The following is an 18,015-nucleotide window of genomic DNA, read 5'->3' on the forward strand; positions in this document are numbered from 1 at the left end:
GTTTACACATTGTCTTCATATAATGCAGCCCCTTCCCGCAGAGTGGCCGCAACATTGTCTGCAAGCTCCGCCGGAGCGGTAACTCTAATGCCCGGGCTTAGGGATAAGATGATCCGGCAGGCAGACTCCGGCGTATTAAATTCGGCTTCGACGGAGTGCCAGCCGGGTGAAGGTGAAGGCTCCTGGAATAGTACGGAAACATAACGTTCTTGTTGGAGAACCTTCATTATATTGTCCTTCACCAGCAGCCTGGCAGGGTAGCGGGGCAATGCAGATTTGAATGCCATGGTAGAAGCTTCCCAGTAATGTGCCAGATTGAAATCCTGAGGTCTGCTAAAATATTCATCCGTGACTTCAGCACTACTTATTCTGGATACCCGGTAGGTCCGCATTTCACCGCCTGTTTCGGCCACGGTGTACCAGACACCACGTTTGGCTACGAGTCCAAAGGGTGAAATCAGCCGCTCTGATCTCTCCTCCCCGCGCATGTAACAGATTTTCACTTTACGGTCTTCCCATATAGCCTCCTGTAATGCAGTTAGACTGGGATAGGTTTCGCCTGACGGATGCCAGCCCGCGCCATCAATATGAATACGCTCATTAAGAAGGCTGAAGGCGGCAGCGGGCTGTCTTGCACCAGCGGCCTGCAGCTTACGGACAGCGGAAGAGAACTCCTCCTGAATCCCAAGCGCCTGCAGAATTGCCGGGTCTGCCGGCAGCAGCAGCGCACCAATCTCTTTGGGGTTCATACCTGTCAGGGAGGTCCGGTAACCCTCGGCCAGCCTCCAGCCTCCCTCACGGCCGCGTTCTGCCAGCACGGGAATGCCGGAGATGCTCAGTGACTCCATATCCCGGAAGATGGTCCGTTCGGAAACCTCCAGCGTTTGTGCCAGCTCGCGGGAGCTTATTTTACCGCGGCTTTGCAGCAGCAGCAGAATAGATAATAGTCGGTCTGCTCTCATGGATAAAGGCCTCCTGGTTATAATGAAATTTTTCCCGATTATTCAAGAACGGCAAAGCCGTTTCCGCTTAAGCAGAACATATTTTAAGTTTATCATATATATATGTCAGTTGATGTCATATATAAGAGTTAATATTAATAAGGAGAGCCGGTTGGTGCAAGATAGCTTTTAGATAACTTCATGATCATCTGATGAAAGCTGAGAGGAGCGGATATAATGACAGATTTGCAAGGGAAAGTTGCATTAGTTACAGGCGGGAGCAGGGGAGCGGGCAGAGGCATTGCCCTGGAGCTGGCCCGGGCAGGTGCGTTTGTGTATTTTACGGGAAGAAACGCCGGTTCAATGCAGGAAGGGGGCGAACGGACACTTGCCGGTGTACTCGGTGAGATTCACAGCTTCGGCGGAGAAGGCGCGTATATCCGCTGTGACCACACCAATGACGCGGAGACGGAAGCAGTGATCCGGCAGATTGCCGGGGAGCAGGGCAAGCTTGATATTCTGGTCAATAATGTCTGGGGAGGCAATAATCTTCCGATTGAGAACAAACCCTTCTGGGAGCTCCCGGCCGCTCATTGGGACCATATGTTTAATGCCGGAGTCAGGGCGCAGCTCATGACTAACTACTATGCTATTCCGCTGATGCGCAGAGAAGGCACTGGCACCGGGAAGCTGATCATTCATACCACCTTTTGGGACCAGTATAAATATGTAGGGAACTTCTATTATGATCTGTCCAAAAATGCGCTTGTGCGCATGGCCTACGGATTGTCCCTTGAACTGGCAGCGGATGGGATCGCTGTGATTCCCTTATCACCTGGCTGGATGCGTACAGAACTGGTGCTGGAGAGCATGAAGACGGATGAAGAGCACTGGCAGGAGGTAGAGGAGCTGCAGGCCAGTGAGTCTACGGCGTACATCGGCCGGGCTGCCGTGGCGCTCGCTGCTGATCCTGAGGTGATGCAGCTGACAGGCAGACCTCAGCAGGTGGGGAGTCTGGCGGAGAAATATGGGTATACAGACACAGACGGGCGGCGGGTCCCGCTATTTAACATTCCGGAATAACCCGTAAGCCGGAAGATGCAAAAACACTCTTTTGAAATGGCGGCACGGGCCGTCATTCCTCAAGAGTGTTTTTTGGTGCGCTTATATTGAACTCAGGTATTCCAAGAATATAAGCCCGCGTTCTTCAGTTACAGCAGAGTGATCTCTTCCGCAGTATTGATCTCCGGCAATCCGGCGAGCTTGACCAGTACATCCTGCGGAACAGCCTTGTCAGCGGTCAGCAGCATAATTGCAGCTCCTCCGACAATTTTACGGCCAACCTGCATGGAGGCGATGTTGACGTCGTTCTGGCCGAGCAGTGTACCGACGAGTCCGATGATACCCGGCTTATCGTTGTGGGATATAACGATCTGATGACCTTCCGGAGCGATATCTACCGGGAACTTGTTAACCTGCACAATCCGTTCGCCATAGCCTTGCAGCAGGGTTCCGGCAACCAGGCGTTCTTCGTCATGCTCAGCCTTAAGTGTAACGGTAATGAGGTTAGTGAAGCCCTTGGTCTTGGAAGCCTTGGTCACTACTACGTTAACATCACGCGTCTTTGCCAGGTGCATGGAGTTGACAATGTTAACATCCCCGGCAAAATGGCGGGAGAGCACGCCTTTGACAATATAGCGGGTCAGCGGCTGTGTATCCACGTCGGAGAGGTCACCGGCATATTCCACATGAATCTCGCGGATCGCTCCATCCGTAATCTGAGTCACGAAGCTGCCGAGCTTCTCGCCGAGGGTGAAGTAAGGCTGCAGCTTGTTCATTACACTAGGAGCAACCGGAGGGATGTTCACGGCGTTAATGAACGGTTCGTTGCGCAGAATATGCAGCACTTGCTCCGATACATCGATCGCAACATTCTCCTGGGCTTCAACGGTAGAAGCACCCAAATGCGGAGTCACGATAATCTTCGGATGCGAGAGGAACGGGTGATCCGCTTCCGGCGGCTCTTTCTCAAAGACGTCAAAGGCTGCACCGGCAACAATACCGCTGTCGATAGCTTCAACCAGCGCCATCTCATCAATTACACCGCCGCGGGCACAGTTGATGATGCGCATTCCTTTTTTCATGACTTCAAATTGCGGACGGGAGATCATGTGGCGGGTTTCCGGTGTCAGCGGTGTGTGAACAGTAATGAAGTCTGCTCCCCGGACGATGTCATCTACCGAAGCCAGCTTTACTTCCAGTTTCTCCGCACGGTCTGCAGTCAGGAAGGGGTCGTAGGCCAGAATATCCATTCCAAAAGCCTTGGCCCGTTTGGCCACTTCGCTGCCGATCCGTCCCATGCCGAGCACACCCAGCGTTTTGCCGCGCAGCTCTACGCCGAGGAAAGTCTTCTTGTCCCATACGCCGGAGATGGTCTTGGCATAGGCTTGAGGAATGTGACGGGCCAGAGCCATCATCATGGCAAAGGCATGCTCACAGGTGGTAATCGTATTTCCGTCCGGAGCATTAATGACCACCACACCGCGTTGTGTAGCTGCCTCCAGCTTAATATTGTCCACACCGACACCGGCGCGGCCAATTACTTTAAGATTAGTACCGGCTGCGATAATTTTCTCAGTCACGGTTGTCTGGCTGCGAACGAGTAAGCCGTCGTATTCGCCGATGATTGCAATAAGCTCGTCTTCACTAAGTCCAGTTTTTTTGTCCACAGTCACATCTCTTGCGTCCATTAATTGCTGAATGCCCAAATCACTGATCGGATCCGATACTAATACTTTAAACATGGTCTCTTGTCCTCCTTCAAATTGGAAAGCCTATTATATATGCCAAGGATTCCCTGGTGGGGTAATCCGCAGTACCAGATTCATACAAAAGAATGAAATTTGTCGGAACAACGGGGCAACGCGTTGTCGCATAAAAGAAAAGGCGTGCAAAAGTACTGATTCAGGCAGCGTATGGGCAGGGTAGGCAGATTTAGAGAATCCGCGTACAAAAAAAACTCCCTACCCCATACTACTGCCGTAGTAAGGGACGAGAGTTCTCGTGGTACCACCCTAATTCACTGCAACGGTTAAGAAGCAGCCTCATTGGCCTGAATAGGCCACACTGGTAACGGAGGTGATCCGATTGTATCTACTCAAGGTTCAATACAATATCTCAGGAGCGCTAAAGATTTCCGTCTGCCACCGGTTTGCACCATCCACCGGCTCTCTGAAGACATCAGTAATCTTTGTTCCATCATCGGTTTTGCTTGATTAATTTTTCATAATGTAACATGGTGATGCCAAGTGTGTCAATAGGCTTCTTCTGCGGCGGGCCGCCTTGAAGTGAGCCCTGTTTTTCGTTATGATGCAATAACTGGTCCTACTCATAGAAGAAAGGGAGCTGAGGCATCGTTTCCTTGCCGTAATATTGCTCCCGCCATTTAATGAAGTCCTGCTCCTGCACAGCACCGGTAGAAATGAGCAGGGTGACCGACGACTGGATATCCCCAAGCTTCAGGGAACTGGCGGTTCCGGAATAGATCATATCGTCGATCTTGGCTGTAATATCCTGCGGGTCATAGCCGGCATAAATTCCGCGGTTCAGCATTATGTTTGCGATAGAAGCATTCTTGAGGAGCAAAGGCATCTTTTTCCACTGAATGAAAGTCAGTGTCTTCAGGTCCCCGGATGCATCGGGTATAGCAGAGTTGGCCTTGGCCCCCCACTTCAGCATAGAATCATAGAAGTTCTTCTGGGCCATCAGTCCGAATTTCACAGCGCTGGCGGTAAAATTATCACTTCTCAGCAGCTTGGCGGCTTCGGCTCCTGAAGATCCGGCAGTGACCTTCCCAGAAGCCTGTGAGAAGAGAGTCAGGCTCTTAAGGACGTTAAGCTGTGACTCATACAGCAGCGGCGAATTGGTGAAGAGGGAATCCTGCGTGACCTTGTCATACTGCTTGTCCGCCAGAAGGCTGAGGTTCTTCAACGTTGCCGCGTTCTGCCGCGCATCTGTGCTGCGTGCAAGGCTGTCCACCTGATCGTTCCAGTTGCGCTTGAATTCCCGATAGGGCAAAAATACGTTATGATAGAACGTAACAAGATCCTGTTGCTGGTAGGAGCCGGAGAATTCCTCCGTAACTTCATGCCCGGCCAGCTGTGCATATTTGGCCTCTGTTTTGTCTGCTCCAACCTTTACTCCCGTAAAAAATGAGGCGAATGCGGATATTAGAAACAATATAAAACCTAGTGTGTACAACATTTGAGTGCGGGAGGTACGGCTGTTCATAATTAGTGCTCCTTCGTATAGGGAAATTATCTTATGTAAAAATATTAAAGAACAGGCAGGTTACGATGAAAAAATTCAAATTGGGTGAAATCAAAATCAAAAAGGCCGATCCTCAGCAGTTAACGGACAAGCTGCTGTTAATTAATCTGTATATTACTCAGGGCCTTACTCTATTTATCGGTTTGATATGGATATTATTACAGAAAAGAAATCCTATTCACATATTAAATTTTCCGGAGAATGCACATTTTGTGTTTTGGGGCCTTGGACTTGCAGCTGTTATGCTGGTTGTTGATTTCCTGCTGACCCATATTGTACCTGAGGACAGCATGGATGACGGGGGGATTAATGAGCTGCTGTTCGGCAACCGTCCTTTGTGGCATATTATTGTCATTGCGGCGATTGTTGCAGTATGCGAAGAGCTATTGTTCCGTGGTGCCATACAGCATTCACTGGGGCCGTACTGGACGAGCATTCTCTTCGCTGTTATTCATGTGCGTTATCTGCGCCACTGGATTCCAACAGGCTGGGTATTTCTCAGCAGCTACGGTCTCGGCTACATCTATATCCATTCCGGCAGTCTATGGGCACCGATCCTGTGCCACTTCCTCATAGATTTGTTCTCAGGAATGGTGATTCGTTACAGGAGGGCATCATGAGCGAAGAACTAAGCCGGGTAAGGTCCCGCCAGAAACAGTATAAGGGCGGAGGACAGTCTCCTGTCAAAGAAAATAATGGAAATGGTTCTTCCGAATCAGCTGCCGGACAGCTGGAGGCTCCAGTCCCTGCTCCAGGAACTTTATCGAGAAAGGTCCGACATGCTGAGAAGCAGACCTCCAGGAAACCGAAGCGTGAAGTGGAGCAGCAGGAAGGAGAGGCAACTCCCTCCCGGGCGCAGAGTTATCCGTCAGAACGAATCCGCTTCAGCAAAATGTTTATTAACTCGCTGATCGTCATATTTGTAATGCTGCTCGCCTTTCTTTTGTTCTGGGGAATAAAAGGAGCACCTCCGCTGCATGAGCTATGGCAATGATGTGGCTGCTGATTCTCTTGAGCGTATGTGCTGGAGCGGCGGTGACTGCGGGTATAGTCATGGTTGCCGCAGCCTTCAAAAAACGCATTATTGCCGAGGAAATAGTGCTGGACAGACTGCCGGCTGCTTTTGACGGCTTCCGTATTCTGTTCATTACCGATATTCACCGCCGCCGTCTTCCGGCTGCTATGCTGGCACCGCTCCGCAGGAAGGTGGATGCAGTCTTCCTGGGCGGCGATCTGACGGAAAAGGGCAGTCCGGCGGAGCGCCTGCTGGATAATATGAAGCTTACAGCATCTCTGGCGCCTGTCTACGCAGTTCATGGCAATCATGATTACCGGGCGAATATCTCGCTTGTCGATAATATCATCCGCGGCAGCGGAGCCAGACTGCTGCTTGATGAGAATGTGACTATTGAACGGTCCGGATCAAGGGTAATACTCACCGGCATGGATTTCCCGAGAAAAGGCGGCAAGAAGGCTTATGCAGCACTGCCGCCCGTGGCTGCCGCAGATACAGAGCTCCTGCGGATCATCCTGGTGCATGATCCGCTGTGGCTGTCCCAGCAGCAGGAGGTGTCCGCTGATCTGATATTGGCTGGACACACGCATGGCGGACAAGTGGTGCTTCCCTTTATCGGAAGCAGGCATGGGGATGAATTCTACCGTCACTATAATGCCGGCATGTACGAAATTCCCGGGTACGGGACTGCCGCTCACCCGCTGAAGCTGCTGATCAGCCGTGGCTTCGGTACTGCGCACTTACCGCTGCGCTGGGGCAGCCCGGCCGAGATGCATGTACTTACACTCCGCTGCAGGCAGGATTAACACTTATAAACAATTAAGAGACTGCCTCAAAAGCCATGTAATGGCTTCTGAGAAGTCTCCTTTTTTTGAGTAAGATCAACGTTTGCACTTGATTGGACGCTCCGCGAACGGACCGTTGTTCCAATCGCTGTGCTCTCCAGATTTTTTTCATTCCCCTTGGCGGTGAAAATCCGGAGACCAAGGCGACCGCTACCGCTTTTACACAATCAGTCCGTCCTCTCCACTGTTTAAGCGAAAAAAGAATCTTCAATCTTAGAAAACACACATTAAAAGAAACCGCTCGGCAGCGACCCGACTTTCGTACGCTTAATTAATTGCTTCCGCTCTGAGCGGATGGATGAGGAATGTCCTCAAAGCGGTATATAACGCCGTGCTTCGGTTTCTGGCGAGGCGAATGCCAATTGCTACACCTTTGTTTGGGGAAACGCTGCACCAAGTATGCAGGAAATGGGGGAGTGGTAGTGTATTTGGACAACTGAAGTATAATTGGGGCTTCCGGTGCGTTCTGCTTCGCACACGGAAAAAGTGACGCTTGGGGTCGGTTGGCTTTCGCTTGCCGATCCTATGCTAAAGCAAGCCACGGTGGATCAAAAATGCAAGGCCGTGATTCCCCAATAACAGGAGAATCACGGCCTTGCTGTCTTTTTACTGGCTTTTGAATAAATATGGGCTGTTTCTTTGTTGAAAATCTATTTATGAGACAGCCTCTTGCTGTTTTGCGGTTTTCAGATAGACTTAACGCATTTTCAGTTCAATGCTGCGTGGATCGACAAAGCTGTAGCCTTTGCCCTCGAGCGTAGTCAGCAGTTTATCCAGCGCTTCCACGGTCCACGGGAGCTCATGCATCAGAATATTGCTGCCGGAATGCAGCTGGCTGGTAACATTCGTGATCAGCTTTTCCGTTTTATTCGTGTCCTTTTCCTTCATCTCCCAGTCCAGCGAGCCGACAGACCAGGTCATATAGAGCAGTCCGTTGTCAGCGGCGATTTTTTTGCCGACGTCACCGCCTGCACCGTGCGGCGGGCGGAAGAACACGGGAGTCTCACCGGTGACCTCCTTGACAATATTCTGCACATCTTCAATCTGTTTCTTTACTTCCGCCTCGGATTTATCCTTCAGCACAATGTGATCCCAGCTGTGATTCCCGATAATGCCGCCGCGGTTATGAATCAGCTCAAGCAGCTCAGGATGCTCCTTCACCCGGTACCCGTTGACGAAGAAAATGGCTTTGGCCTTGTGCTTGTCCAGCGTATCCATCAGCGGATTTATTAGTTCCGCATCCTTGGGCCCGTCATCGAAGGTCAGCAGGACGACCTTTTTGTTGGTTGCGGCATCGTTCGGGATGATGTCGTAGTTTTTGTTCATATGGTACAGCAGCGGTATTTCCTCTGAAGCTGCTGCCCCGGTTGGCTGAGCGGTTGCTGTAACTGCCGCATCCGCTGTTGCGGCAGGCGTTGCCTGCGCAGCGGGGGATTCACCGGCAGGAGAGTCCGTCTGAGCCGGAGCAGAGGCAGGCTGGTCAGTGGCAGGCTGTACTGTAGCCGGAGGCTGTGACGCGTTCCCCGCAGCGGTGTTGCCTGTATTCACGTCGTTGTTGCTGCAAGCTGACAGCAGAAAAGCAGCCAGGAGCAGCAGTGTTGTTGCTTTACCCACTTTTTTCATCTCGCTTTCTTGTTGTTTGGCTGTATGAGCCGGAATCTTTCCGCGAACACTAAGCATGATTTTACCATACAAGGAGGTTAGAGATATGAATACTTCGTCATTTCTATGCGGAGTGCTGATGGGTGCGGCCGCCAGTATGATTATGTCCAAAAAACGCAGCGCCATGATGTCTTCACTGCTTCACACGGGCGGTTCTTCAGAAAGTGCCGGTGAGAAAGCCAAGGACAAAATTATGGGAATGGCTATGACCGGCTTCGGAAGTACCGCTGAGGGCAGCAGCCATGATAACGGCTCTCATGCTTCCGGCAGCAGCGAACACAAGAAGGAGGATTCACCGGTGAAGTCCAAAGAATCCAACTTGAATATGCTCAAAGACTTCATCCGCAGCAATCCCGATGTGAAACATGAAGTAGAACAGATTCTCAAGGATACACATACAGCCATACCGGGATTGTAACCGGAATAGGCCGCTGCAGAATCATTTTGGGGACACCAAAGTCGCCAGAATGATTCTTTTTTCTGCCCGCGAAGAGGTTTCGGATACATGCATGTGCATACAACGAAAAGGCGGTGAAGCCGGGCTTTGCAGATATTGGGCAGTTAATTGGGCCTTTTCTATATTTATTTACGTGCATTTGTAGCGTCAAAATGATAACATACATACATAGTAACCATTTTTGGCTCATTACTCGGGACTCATCATACATTAATACTAAATGAGCTTGCAAAAGGAGGATCCTGTCATGAGAATAGAGCGATTAAGTCAAGATAAGATACGGATTTTCCTCACTTTTGACGACCTGAGCGAGCGGGGCATCCAGAAGGAAGACATGTGGCAGGAAGTTCCCAAGGTGCACGACCTCTTTACGGAAATGATGGATCAGGCGTACAGTGAACTTGGTTTTGACGCTACCGGTCCGCTTGCCGTGGAAGTGTTCGCATTGCCCGCGCAAGGCATGGTCGTTATTGTGACCCGGGGGAAATATGATCACCATTCGTACGGTGGTCCCGGGGAAGATGAATTGCCTGAAGAGATTTACGAGATGGAAGTTACTCTTGAACAAAGCGACTCCATTGTGTATGCATTCCGCGATTTTGAGGTTCTGGTTGAAGCGGCCCATGTGCTCATCGGCAATATTACTTCTCAAGGACAGCTGTATTCTTATAATGATAAATGGTATCTCTACTTTGATCCGAAGGAATTCGAAGAAGCGGCATTATCGGGTCTTGTAGGCGTGCTTGCAGAGTTTGGAGATTCATCTCCGGTTACTCAGGCTGTTCTGGCTGAATACGGCAAGACAGTGATGGCGGAGAATGCAATCGAGACCTTATGCACTCATTTTAAACGCCAGGAATAAAGACGGAGAAGGGCAAGGAAGCATCGGCTTAACTGCCCTTCCCTGAGGTTTTGCTGACGGGAGACGATCGTATTTAAGGGACGGGCAGTAGTTCAGCCCTGGATTGAAATTCAGAAAGATACTAGTTTTTAGGCGCGGGGGAGGCTATTCGGTGCTTTTGTTATCGGTCATTTCGTCAGCAGTGGCACCGGGACTTGCGCTGCTGACTTTTTTCTATCTGAAAGACAAGTATGATCAGGAGCCGCTCCATATGGTGCTGAAGGTGTTCCTGCTCGGCCTGATTATAGTTCTGCCGGTGATGATTATCCAGAGAGGTCTTGTGCTTGGTCTGGACGGCGGCCCTTATGTAGATTCGTTTCTGATCTCCTCCGGCGTGGAGGAAGGTCTGAAGTGGTTTGTGCTGTACCATATGATTTACAATCATACCGAATTTGACGAGCCCTATGATGGAATACTATACGCCGTGGCGATTTCGCTCGGCTTCGCAACGATAGAGAATGTAATGTATGCCTGGTACAGCAATGCTTCAATCGGTTCAATGGTCATGAGGGCGCTGCTCCCGGTATCCGGCCATGCCATGTTTGGCGTGATTATGGGATATCATATGGGGAGGGCCAAGTTTTCAAAAGGAGTCAAGACCAGAGGGATTCTGCTTATTTCCCTGCTGCTGCCATGGCTCTGGCACGGGATTTATGATTTCATACTGACAACTACGGCTAATTATTGGATCTGGTTCATCGTGCCCCTGATGGCTGTTTTATGGTACGGAGGGATGGGCAAAGTGGCGCGGGCCAACAGCCGCTCCCCGTTTCGTTTTTTGAAGCGGGAGGAAGAGGTTAACCTATAATAGAGATGGACACACTTAATCCTACAGGGCAGTTCCTTAAGGCAAGGAATTCCAGAGAGGAGAGGGGTGTCTTTTTTTGCGTGTAAAAGTTCGGATTGTCTGCAAACAGTGCGGCGAAACCTACATATTAAGAGGAAACAAGGAGCAGGGAGTCATTCAGACCGGCTTCAAGCAATGCTTGTGCAGCAGTGTCAGCGGCTTCGATATTGAAGAGCGCGCCTGACTGCTGTTAATAGAATAGAAGAATTTCTATTTCTCCCTGAAACGCCCCGTCCTTTAAAGAACGGCGCAACTGTTTCCGCATGGGTGCATAAGACTTCTCAGTTATTGTCAAACTAACGGCAATAAGCTACTGAAAGGAGTTTGACGGGCCTATGTACAAAAGATTAAGCGCCATAATGTTCCCGCTGACCGCACTCTTGCTGCTTGGAGCACTGGTCTGGGGGTATCAGGAGAACCAGGAGAAGAATTCGATTCTGATCAAAGCGGAGAACCAATATCAGCGTGCGTTCCATGATCTGTCCTACCATGTGGAGCGGCTTCATGGAGAGCTGGGTAACACGCTGGCGGTCAACACCACTTCCAATGGAATGCACCGCAAGGGTCTGGTGAATGTATGGCGGATTACGAGCGAGGCGCAGAACGAGATCAACCAGCTGCCGCTTACGCTGCTGCCGTTCAGTGAGACAGAGGAATTCCTCTCGAAGATCTCCAATTTCTCCTATAAGGCAGCGGTACGGGATTTCACCAAGAAACCGCTGACCGAAGGTGAAATGGCTAACTTGAAGACACTTTATGCGAATTCGGCAGAGATCTCCAAGGATCTGCAGGATGTCCAGAACAAAGTCATCAGTAACAGGCTGCGTTGGATGGACGTAGAAACGGCACTGGCTACAGAGGAAGAAGCGGAAGACAACACGATCATCGACGGGTTCAAAACAGTCGACAAGCGGGTTGCTGCCTATCCTGAGCTGGACTATGGCCCTTCGGTAGCAAGTATATATGATAAGCGTTCTGTCAAGAAGCTGGGCGGCAAGCCCGTCACAGCAGAGCAGGTCAAAGCCAAGGCGCTGAAATTTGCCGGGTTGGGCGGGAATGCAAACGTGAAGATCCAGGAGAACGGTAAGGGGACCGAATGGGCATCCTACACAGCAACTATTACCTCGGCAGACCACAAAGAGCCGGTCACCATGGATTTCACGGCAGAAGGCGGACTGCTGATCTCCTACAATGACAACCGTGAAGTGGGTCCGGCCAAGGTATCCATGAAGCAGGCCGTGGAGAAGGCAGGCAAGTTTCTGGAGAAGAAGGGTTATCCCGGCATGACCGCAGTTAGTGCAGACAGGTATGATAACCTGGGCAACTTAACCTTTGTTACCAGCCAGGACGGTGTTCTGATCTATCCGGAGAAGATGACGGTACGGGTCGGACTGGATACGGGGGAAGCCACCGGATTCCAGGCCAGTGATTATGTGCATGAGCATAAGGAGAAGCGCGTGATTCCAAAGCCGGAACTGTCCCTGGCCGAAGTCAGAACCAGGCTGAACCCGGAGTTCAAGGAGCTGTATAACAGGCTGGCCTGGATTGAGAATGAAGATGCTGAAGAACTGCTGACGTATGAATTCGGAGGCAAAATCAACGGCTCCCAGTTCCGGATCTATCTGAATGCCGCAGACGGGAATGAGGAATCTGTAGAGCAGATCCGTACCTCTTCCGGAGCACAGGACAAATAAGCCGAGATTCAGGCAGAGTAAGCTTAACCTTAAGAAAAGGCGCTTTCCAAAACCGGAAAGCGCCTTTTTTGCTGGCCGTATAACGGTATTTAACCACTTAGCCCAAATAATATTTCTGACCGGGCATGAAAGGCCATGCTATAATCGGGTTAGCATTAATTACTAACTCAAGCGGCGGTGACAGGTTTGTATCCCAAAATCAACGAATATTTATACCTGCAGGTTGCTTCCAGCGATGCAGCGGAGTCAGAGGTCGAATACCGGGCAAGAATTGCTGACATGGAGGAAGATACCTTTCTGATAGAAATCCCCATGCAGGAGAGTAACGGGCGGCTGAAAAAACTGTTTGTCGGAGATGAGCTGTCTGTTTATTTTCTTACTGAAGGCGGCATTAAAAATTATTTCAACACCCATGTAATTGGCTTCAAGGAAGAGGTCATCCGGATGGTGCGCCTCCGCAAGCCTGCTGTGGAATCCATCTTCAAAATCCAGCGCCGCAGCTTTTTCCGCGTGAATGCCGAGCTGGAGCTTGCTGTTAAAGATTCCTTGGGCAACCGCTTTCTGGTGCGGACTGAGGATATCGGCGGCGGGGGGACCTCATTCTTAAGCGATGCCAAAATTACTTTGAAGGTTGGAGATAAGCTAGGCTGCTGGCTGCTGGTAGCGTACCGTAACGGCAGCACGGAGCATGTTAATTTCGAAGGCGAAATTGTACGGATCAAGAAGCTCGAAACCGGACGTAATCTGGTCATGCTGAAGTTTTCGTCCATTTCCGATTCGGAACGCCAAAAAATAATCCGTTACTGTTTTGAACGCCAATTTGATTTCCGTAACCGGTGACAGGACTGTGCGGGGATTCCCCAAAAGGCATCAATATAAGCTTTTTTCTCCTCAAAAACCTCCGAGTCATTTTGCACTGAGGTATAAACTGTGGTATAATTTTATAAGTCGCAGGCAATGCCTGCTTTTTTCTTGATAATATCAGCAAGTCCCTAGAGAGATATGTCGATAGGCATATTTCCTGCGGAAGAGTGTTTGAGGAGGAATGCCCCGTTGGACAGGCAGGGGACACATACTTACGACAGAATTAACGTCGCCATCGACGGACCTGCCGGGGCAGGCAAGAGTACTGTTGCCCGATTGGTAGCACGGGAGCTGTCTTACATTTATGTAGACACGGGTGCGATGTACCGGGCAATCACCTGGTATATGATTCGTGAAGGCATATCTGCGGAGGAGCATGAACTGGTGCATCAGAGGATCCAGGACATGAATATTGACCTTCTTCCGGAGAAAGACGTGCAGAAAGTGTTGATTAATGGGGAAGACATGACCCCGCATATCCGGAGTCTTCAGGTCAGCGGCCAAGTGTCGCAGTATTCGAAGATCGAGGGTGTAAGATCCAGACTCAGCCAGCTGCAGCGCCAGATGGCACTCCGCAAGGGAGTCGTAATGGATGGCCGGGATATCGGTACAACCGTACTGCCGGATGCCGAAGTGAAGATTTTCATGACGGCAAGTGTGGAGGAGCGTGCTCTCCGTCGTTACAAGGAACTGAAGGATACGGAAACAGTGACTCTCCAGCAGCTTGAACATGATATTGCAGCGCGGGACCGTCTTGACGAGGGCCGTGAGATTTCACCGCTGCGCCGTGCCGAAGACGCTGTTCTTCTGGATACGACCCATATGGATATCGGTCAGGCCGTGGAAGCCATCGTCTCCCACTGCAGAACTTATGTTGACGGGGAGAGAAATCATCTATGATTTATGCAATTTGCTGTGGATTGCTTCGCTTTATTTATGCCATACTGTTCCCGCTTAAGATTGTGGGGAGAGAAAATGTGCCAAAGGAGGGCGGAGTCCTGCTCTGCGCAAATCACATCAGCCTGCTCGATCCGATGACGATTGGGATTAAGCTGAAACGACAGGTGAAATACATGGCCAAGGCGGAGCTCTTTACTGTTCCTGTATTAGGCTGGCTCATTAAGCAACTGGGAGCTTTTCCTGTCAAACGTGGCGGCGTAAGCAAAGAATCCATAAAAACGGCCCTTAATACGCTTCGCAGCGGAAATGTTATGGGCATCTTTCCGGAAGGCACGCGCAACTCTGACTCCGGTGCAGCTAAGAAAGGCGCAGCAAGTTTTGCCCTTCGCAGCGGCGCAGCCGTTGTACCTGCGGCTATTATCGGATCTTACAAGCCCTTTCGCCGGATGACTGTTGTTTACGGGGCTCCCATAGATCTCAGTTCGTTTGAAGGAGCAGGAAGTGAATCTCTGGAAGCGGTAACCGATGTTATTATGGGGCGTATCCACGAGATGATCCAAACAGGCAAGCCCAGTACGCGTTAAACCCGGGCGCCTTGCATCTGCGAATCGCAGATGATTAATAGCATAACCGCTATTTTTTGGAACATACTAACGTACAAAGTGCAATTGATGATTGTTTTGAACTCTGCTATACGCGGGTTTAAATAAATGGGGTTTTGAATCGAGGAGGGTAATCACATGTCTGAAGAAATCAAAAATCAAGAAGCTGCGGATAACGTTGAGAACAACGAAACCGTGGAAGCAACAGAAGCTGTGGAATCCGCAGAAGCTGTTACGGGTACCGAAGAAGAAGTGACAAGCCAAGAAGGCCTGGAAATCATTTCTTTGAAAAAAGGCGATACCGTGAAAGGAACGATCGTCAAAATCGAAGATAACCAAGCTTATGTAAGCATTGGATATAAATACGACGGCGTCATTCCTATTCGCGAATTGTCTTCCGTACAACTGGACAATGCCGCAGCAGCGGTAGAAGTCGGACAAGAAGTGGAATGCAAGGTTGTCAGCATCAACGACAACAAGGAAAGCCTGGTTCTTTCCAAACGTGCAATCGACAGCGAAAAATCATGGGAAGATCTTGAGAAATACTTCGCTTCCCAGGAATCGTTCGAAGTTACTGTGGCTGACGTTGTCAAAGGCGGCCTCGTGGCTGACGTTGGCGCGCGCGGATTCATTCCGGCTTCCATGGTTGAACGTCACTTCGTTGAAGATTTCAGCGACTACAAAGGCCGCACATTGCGTGTGAAAGTGAAAGAACTTGACCGTGAGAACAGCAAGGTTATTCTTTCCGCCAAAGAAGTTCTGGAAGAAGAATTCGAAGCTAACAAGCAGAAGATCATGTCCGAGCTGTCCGAAGGACAAATCATCGAAGGTACTGTACAACGTCTGACTCAATTCGGCGCATTTGTGGATGTTGGCGGCGTTGACGGTCTGGTTCACGTATCCGAGATCGCCTGGAACCACGTGGAGAAGCCATCCGATGTAGTATCCGAAGGTGATAAGGTTCGCGTAAAAGTACTTAAGGTTGATCCTGAAAAAGGCAAAATCAGCCTCAGCATCAAAGCCGCTGCTCCGGGTCCTTGGGATTCCGCAGCTGGTCAGATCAACATCGGCGATGTAGTTACAGGCGAAGTTAAACGCCTTGTAAACTTCGGCGCGTTCGTTGAACTGCTTCCAGGCGTTGAAGGCCTTGTGCACATTTCCCAGATCTCACACAAGCACATTGGCACTCCGCATGAAGTGCTCAAAGAAGGACAGGAAGTACAAGTGAAAGTGCTTGACTTCAATCCATCCGAGAAGCGCGTAAGCCTCAGCATCAAGGAAACCGAAGAAGCTCCGGCTCCTACGGCTAGACCAGAACGCAGCAACAGCAGAGACAGAGCGCCAAAAGAAGTGCTGAACAATCCTAACGTATCGCTCAGCAATGAAGGCCTCAGCTTCACACTGGCTGAACGTTTCGGCGACAAGCTGGACAAATTCAAGGGTAACAACTAATCCCTTTGTTATTTCATCATAACGGGTAAAGTAATCGGCGAGCCCTCGATAAGAGGGTTCGCCGATTGTGTTTTACAGGCAAGTATGGAGCGGCGGAACAGTTGTAAGACTGTTAGCCAATTGTATTGTTTTTTGCTATGATGAGTAACGTAAGGAAGACAGGAGGAATGAATATGGCAAGACCCGTTGTGGCCATCGTTGGCAGGCCTAACGTCGGTAAATCGACGATTTTTAACAGGCTGATTGGCGATAGACTGGCCATCGTAGAAGATAAACCGGGGATTACACGTGACCGGATATATGGAGTTTCGGATTGGAACGGCAAATCCTTCAGTGTGATTGATACCGGGGGGATTGAAATTGACGGTGAAGACGCCATTCTGAAGTCGATCCGCGTTCAGGCGGAGCTGGCGATCGAAGAAGCGGATGTCATCGTCTTTATGTGCGAGGCGAAGAGCGGACTTACGAGCTCGGATGAAGAAGTAGCGCAGATTCTTTTCCGTTCCGGCAAGCCGATCGTTCTGGCTATTAATAAAGTGGATAACATGAAGCGCACCGAGGATATTTATGAATTTTACAGCCTTGGAATTGGCGACCCAATCGGAATTTCAGGAAGCCACGGAACCGGAATCGGAGATCTGCTGGATGCGGTTGTTGAACGTCTGCCTGATAAAACCGATGAGGAATATGACGATGATGTCATTCGTGTAGCTTTGATCGGCCGTCCGAATGTAGGTAAATCCTCGCTGGTGAATGCTATTCTTGGCGAAGAACGCGTAATTGTCAGCGATGTTGCGGGTACTACACGCGATGCGATCGATACACCGTTTGAACGGGATGGCCAGCGTTATGTGCTCATTGATACTGCGGGCATGCGTAAACGCGGCAAGGTCTATGAAAACACGGAAAAATACAGCGTGATGAGAGCCATGAAGGCTATTGAACGTGCTGATGTTGTACTGGTGGTAATTAACGGTGAAGAAGGCATTATTGATCAGGACAAGCATATTGCCGGTTATGCCCATGATGCTGGCAAAGCCTCTATCTTTGTCGTCAACAAATGGGATGCCATTGAGAAAGACGACAAGACAATGCAGAATTTCGAACGCAATATCCGTGATCACTTCCTGTTCATGAGCTATGCGCCAGTGGTGTTCCTGTCTGCGCTTACCAAACAGCGGCTGCAGAAGCTGCTGCCGGTCGTACAGCATGTCGCACAGCAGCATGCACTCCGGATTACCACGCATCTGGTGAACGATGTGGTATCCGATGCAGTTGCGATCAATCCTCCGCCGACAGACAAAGGACGGCGTCTGCGCATCAATTATGTAACCCAGGTTGCTACGAAGCCGCCGACAATCGTGGTATTCGTCAACGATCCTTCGCTGATGCACTTCTCCTATGAGCGTTATCTGGAGAATAAGCTGCGCGCGGCATTCAATTTCGAAGGCACACCGATCCGTCTCTTTACACGGCGCAAATCCGAAAACGAAGGTTAGGGGAGAA

At 50.2% G+C, this 18,015-nt stretch carries 18 protein-coding genes and 1 other annotated feature; of the genes, 14 read left to right on the top strand and 4 right to left on the bottom strand.

All coding sequences use genetic code 11. The features are described from left to right. Positions 1 to 2: 2 nt before the first annotated feature. Complete coding sequence (locus NYE33_RS17450; RefSeq protein WP_042138641.1) at positions 3 to 962, bottom strand: helix-turn-helix transcriptional regulator; 960 nt, start codon at positions 960 to 962, stop codon at positions 3 to 5. 216 nt (positions 963 to 1,178) lie between these two features. Between NYE33_RS17450 and NYE33_RS17455 the strand changes: the two genes are divergently transcribed. Beyond that, positions 1,179 to 2,024, top strand: coding sequence for an SDR family NAD(P)-dependent oxidoreductase (locus tag NYE33_RS17455; RefSeq protein WP_341066790.1), 846 nt, complete (start codon positions 1,179 to 1,181; stop codon positions 2,022 to 2,024). A gap of 128 nt (positions 2,025 to 2,152) precedes the next feature. Here NYE33_RS17455 and serA read toward each other — a convergent pair whose 3' ends face one another. Then, positions 2,153 to 3,745 carry a phosphoglycerate dehydrogenase gene (gene serA, locus NYE33_RS17460; RefSeq protein ID WP_042138639.1) on the bottom strand — a complete coding sequence of 531 codons (1,593 nt, stop codon included), beginning with the start codon at positions 3,743 to 3,745 and terminating at the stop codon, positions 2,153 to 2,155. A gap of 240 nt (positions 3,746 to 3,985) precedes the next feature. Beyond that, positions 3,986 to 4,212 (bottom strand) — a binding site (T-box leader). Positions 4,213 to 4,325: 113 nt separating this feature from the next. Further along, positions 4,326 to 5,231 (bottom strand): hypothetical protein, encoded by a 906-nt coding sequence (locus tag NYE33_RS17465; protein ID WP_341066793.1) that lies wholly within the window; start codon positions 5,229 to 5,231, stop codon positions 4,326 to 4,328. Between the two features lie 65 nt (positions 5,232 to 5,296). Between NYE33_RS17465 and NYE33_RS17470 the strand changes: the two genes are divergently transcribed. From NYE33_RS17470 to NYE33_RS17480, 3 genes are read left to right on the top strand one after another with little or no spacing between them, the layout of a single operon-like run. After that, positions 5,297 to 5,890 carry a CPBP family intramembrane glutamic endopeptidase gene (locus NYE33_RS17470; RefSeq protein ID WP_039301751.1) on the top strand — a complete coding sequence of 198 codons (594 nt, stop codon included), beginning with the start codon at positions 5,297 to 5,299 and terminating at the stop codon, positions 5,888 to 5,890. After that, positions 5,887 to 6,264: a hypothetical protein gene (locus NYE33_RS17475; RefSeq protein ID WP_039301754.1), complete on the top strand. Its 378-nt coding sequence runs from the start codon at positions 5,887 to 5,889 to the stop codon at positions 6,262 to 6,264. Before NYE33_RS17470 ends, NYE33_RS17475 begins: the two co-directional genes overlap by 4 nt. Next, the gene (locus NYE33_RS17480) at positions 6,255 to 7,091 is read left to right on the top strand and encodes a metallophosphoesterase (RefSeq protein ID WP_341066795.1); all 837 of its coding nucleotides are present in this window, start codon (positions 6,255 to 6,257) and stop codon (positions 7,089 to 7,091) included. Before NYE33_RS17475 ends, NYE33_RS17480 begins: the two co-directional genes overlap by 10 nt. Before the next feature lie 735 nt (positions 7,092 to 7,826). On the opposite strand, the gene NYE33_RS17485 is transcribed toward NYE33_RS17480, so the two are convergent. After that, complete coding sequence (locus NYE33_RS17485) at positions 7,827 to 8,753, bottom strand: polysaccharide deacetylase family protein (RefSeq protein WP_231575173.1); 927 nt, start codon at positions 8,751 to 8,753, stop codon at positions 7,827 to 7,829. A gap of 85 nt (positions 8,754 to 8,838) precedes the next feature. Between NYE33_RS17485 and NYE33_RS17490 the strand changes: the two genes are divergently transcribed. The 10 genes from NYE33_RS17490 to der all read left to right on the top strand — a co-directional run bounded on the left by NYE33_RS17490 (position 8,839) and on the right by der (position 18,008). Further along, on the top strand, positions 8,839 to 9,210 hold the full coding sequence (locus tag NYE33_RS17490; RefSeq protein ID WP_039301760.1) for a hypothetical protein: 372 nt from the start codon (positions 8,839 to 8,841) through the stop codon (positions 9,208 to 9,210). A gap of 286 nt (positions 9,211 to 9,496) precedes the next feature. Continuing rightward, positions 9,497 to 10,111, top strand: coding sequence for a genetic competence negative regulator (locus tag NYE33_RS17495; protein ID WP_039301763.1), 615 nt, complete (start codon positions 9,497 to 9,499; stop codon positions 10,109 to 10,111). 151 nt (positions 10,112 to 10,262) lie between these two features. Continuing rightward, entirely contained in the window at positions 10,263 to 10,958 is a 696-nt protein-coding gene (prsW, locus tag NYE33_RS17500; protein WP_039301765.1) for a glutamic-type intramembrane protease PrsW, read from the top strand. A gap of 76 nt (positions 10,959 to 11,034) precedes the next feature. Continuing rightward, on the top strand, positions 11,035 to 11,181 hold the full coding sequence (locus tag NYE33_RS17505) for a hypothetical protein (protein WP_171716693.1): 147 nt from the start codon (positions 11,035 to 11,037) through the stop codon (positions 11,179 to 11,181). Between the two features lie 151 nt (positions 11,182 to 11,332). After that, the gene (ypeB, locus tag NYE33_RS17510; protein ID WP_042138635.1) at positions 11,333 to 12,691 is read left to right on the top strand and encodes a germination protein YpeB; all 1,359 of its coding nucleotides are present in this window, start codon (positions 11,333 to 11,335) and stop codon (positions 12,689 to 12,691) included. Positions 12,692 to 12,877: 186 nt separating this feature from the next. Continuing rightward, a complete protein-coding gene (locus NYE33_RS17515) occupies positions 12,878 to 13,531 on the top strand; it encodes a flagellar brake protein (RefSeq protein WP_341068701.1) in 654 nt (217 codons plus the stop codon). Positions 13,532 to 13,744: 213 nt separating this feature from the next. Continuing rightward, positions 13,745 to 14,455 (top strand): (d)CMP kinase, encoded by a 711-nt coding sequence (cmk, locus tag NYE33_RS17520; protein ID WP_042138633.1) that lies wholly within the window; start codon positions 13,745 to 13,747, stop codon positions 14,453 to 14,455. Further along, positions 14,452 to 15,039 carry a lysophospholipid acyltransferase family protein gene (locus tag NYE33_RS17525; RefSeq protein ID WP_042138632.1) on the top strand — a complete coding sequence of 196 codons (588 nt, stop codon included), beginning with the start codon at positions 14,452 to 14,454 and terminating at the stop codon, positions 15,037 to 15,039. The genes cmk and NYE33_RS17525 overlap by 4 nt, the downstream gene beginning before the upstream one ends. 156 nt (positions 15,040 to 15,195) lie before the next feature. Next, on the top strand, positions 15,196 to 16,509 hold the full coding sequence (gene rpsA, locus NYE33_RS17530) for a 30S ribosomal protein S1 (protein WP_081970066.1): 1,314 nt from the start codon (positions 15,196 to 15,198) through the stop codon (positions 16,507 to 16,509). A gap of 173 nt (positions 16,510 to 16,682) precedes the next feature. After that, positions 16,683 to 18,008, top strand: coding sequence for a ribosome biogenesis GTPase Der (gene der / locus NYE33_RS17535; protein ID WP_042138631.1), 1,326 nt, complete (start codon positions 16,683 to 16,685; stop codon positions 18,006 to 18,008). The last annotated feature ends 7 nt before the right edge of the window (positions 18,009 to 18,015 follow it).

Origin of the sequence: Paenibacillus sp. FSL R10-2199, assembly GCF_038000235.1 — a bacterium.
In the GTDB taxonomy this organism is placed as follows: domain Bacteria; phylum Bacillota; class Bacilli; order Paenibacillales; family Paenibacillaceae; genus Paenibacillus_AQ; species Paenibacillus_AQ phytohabitans.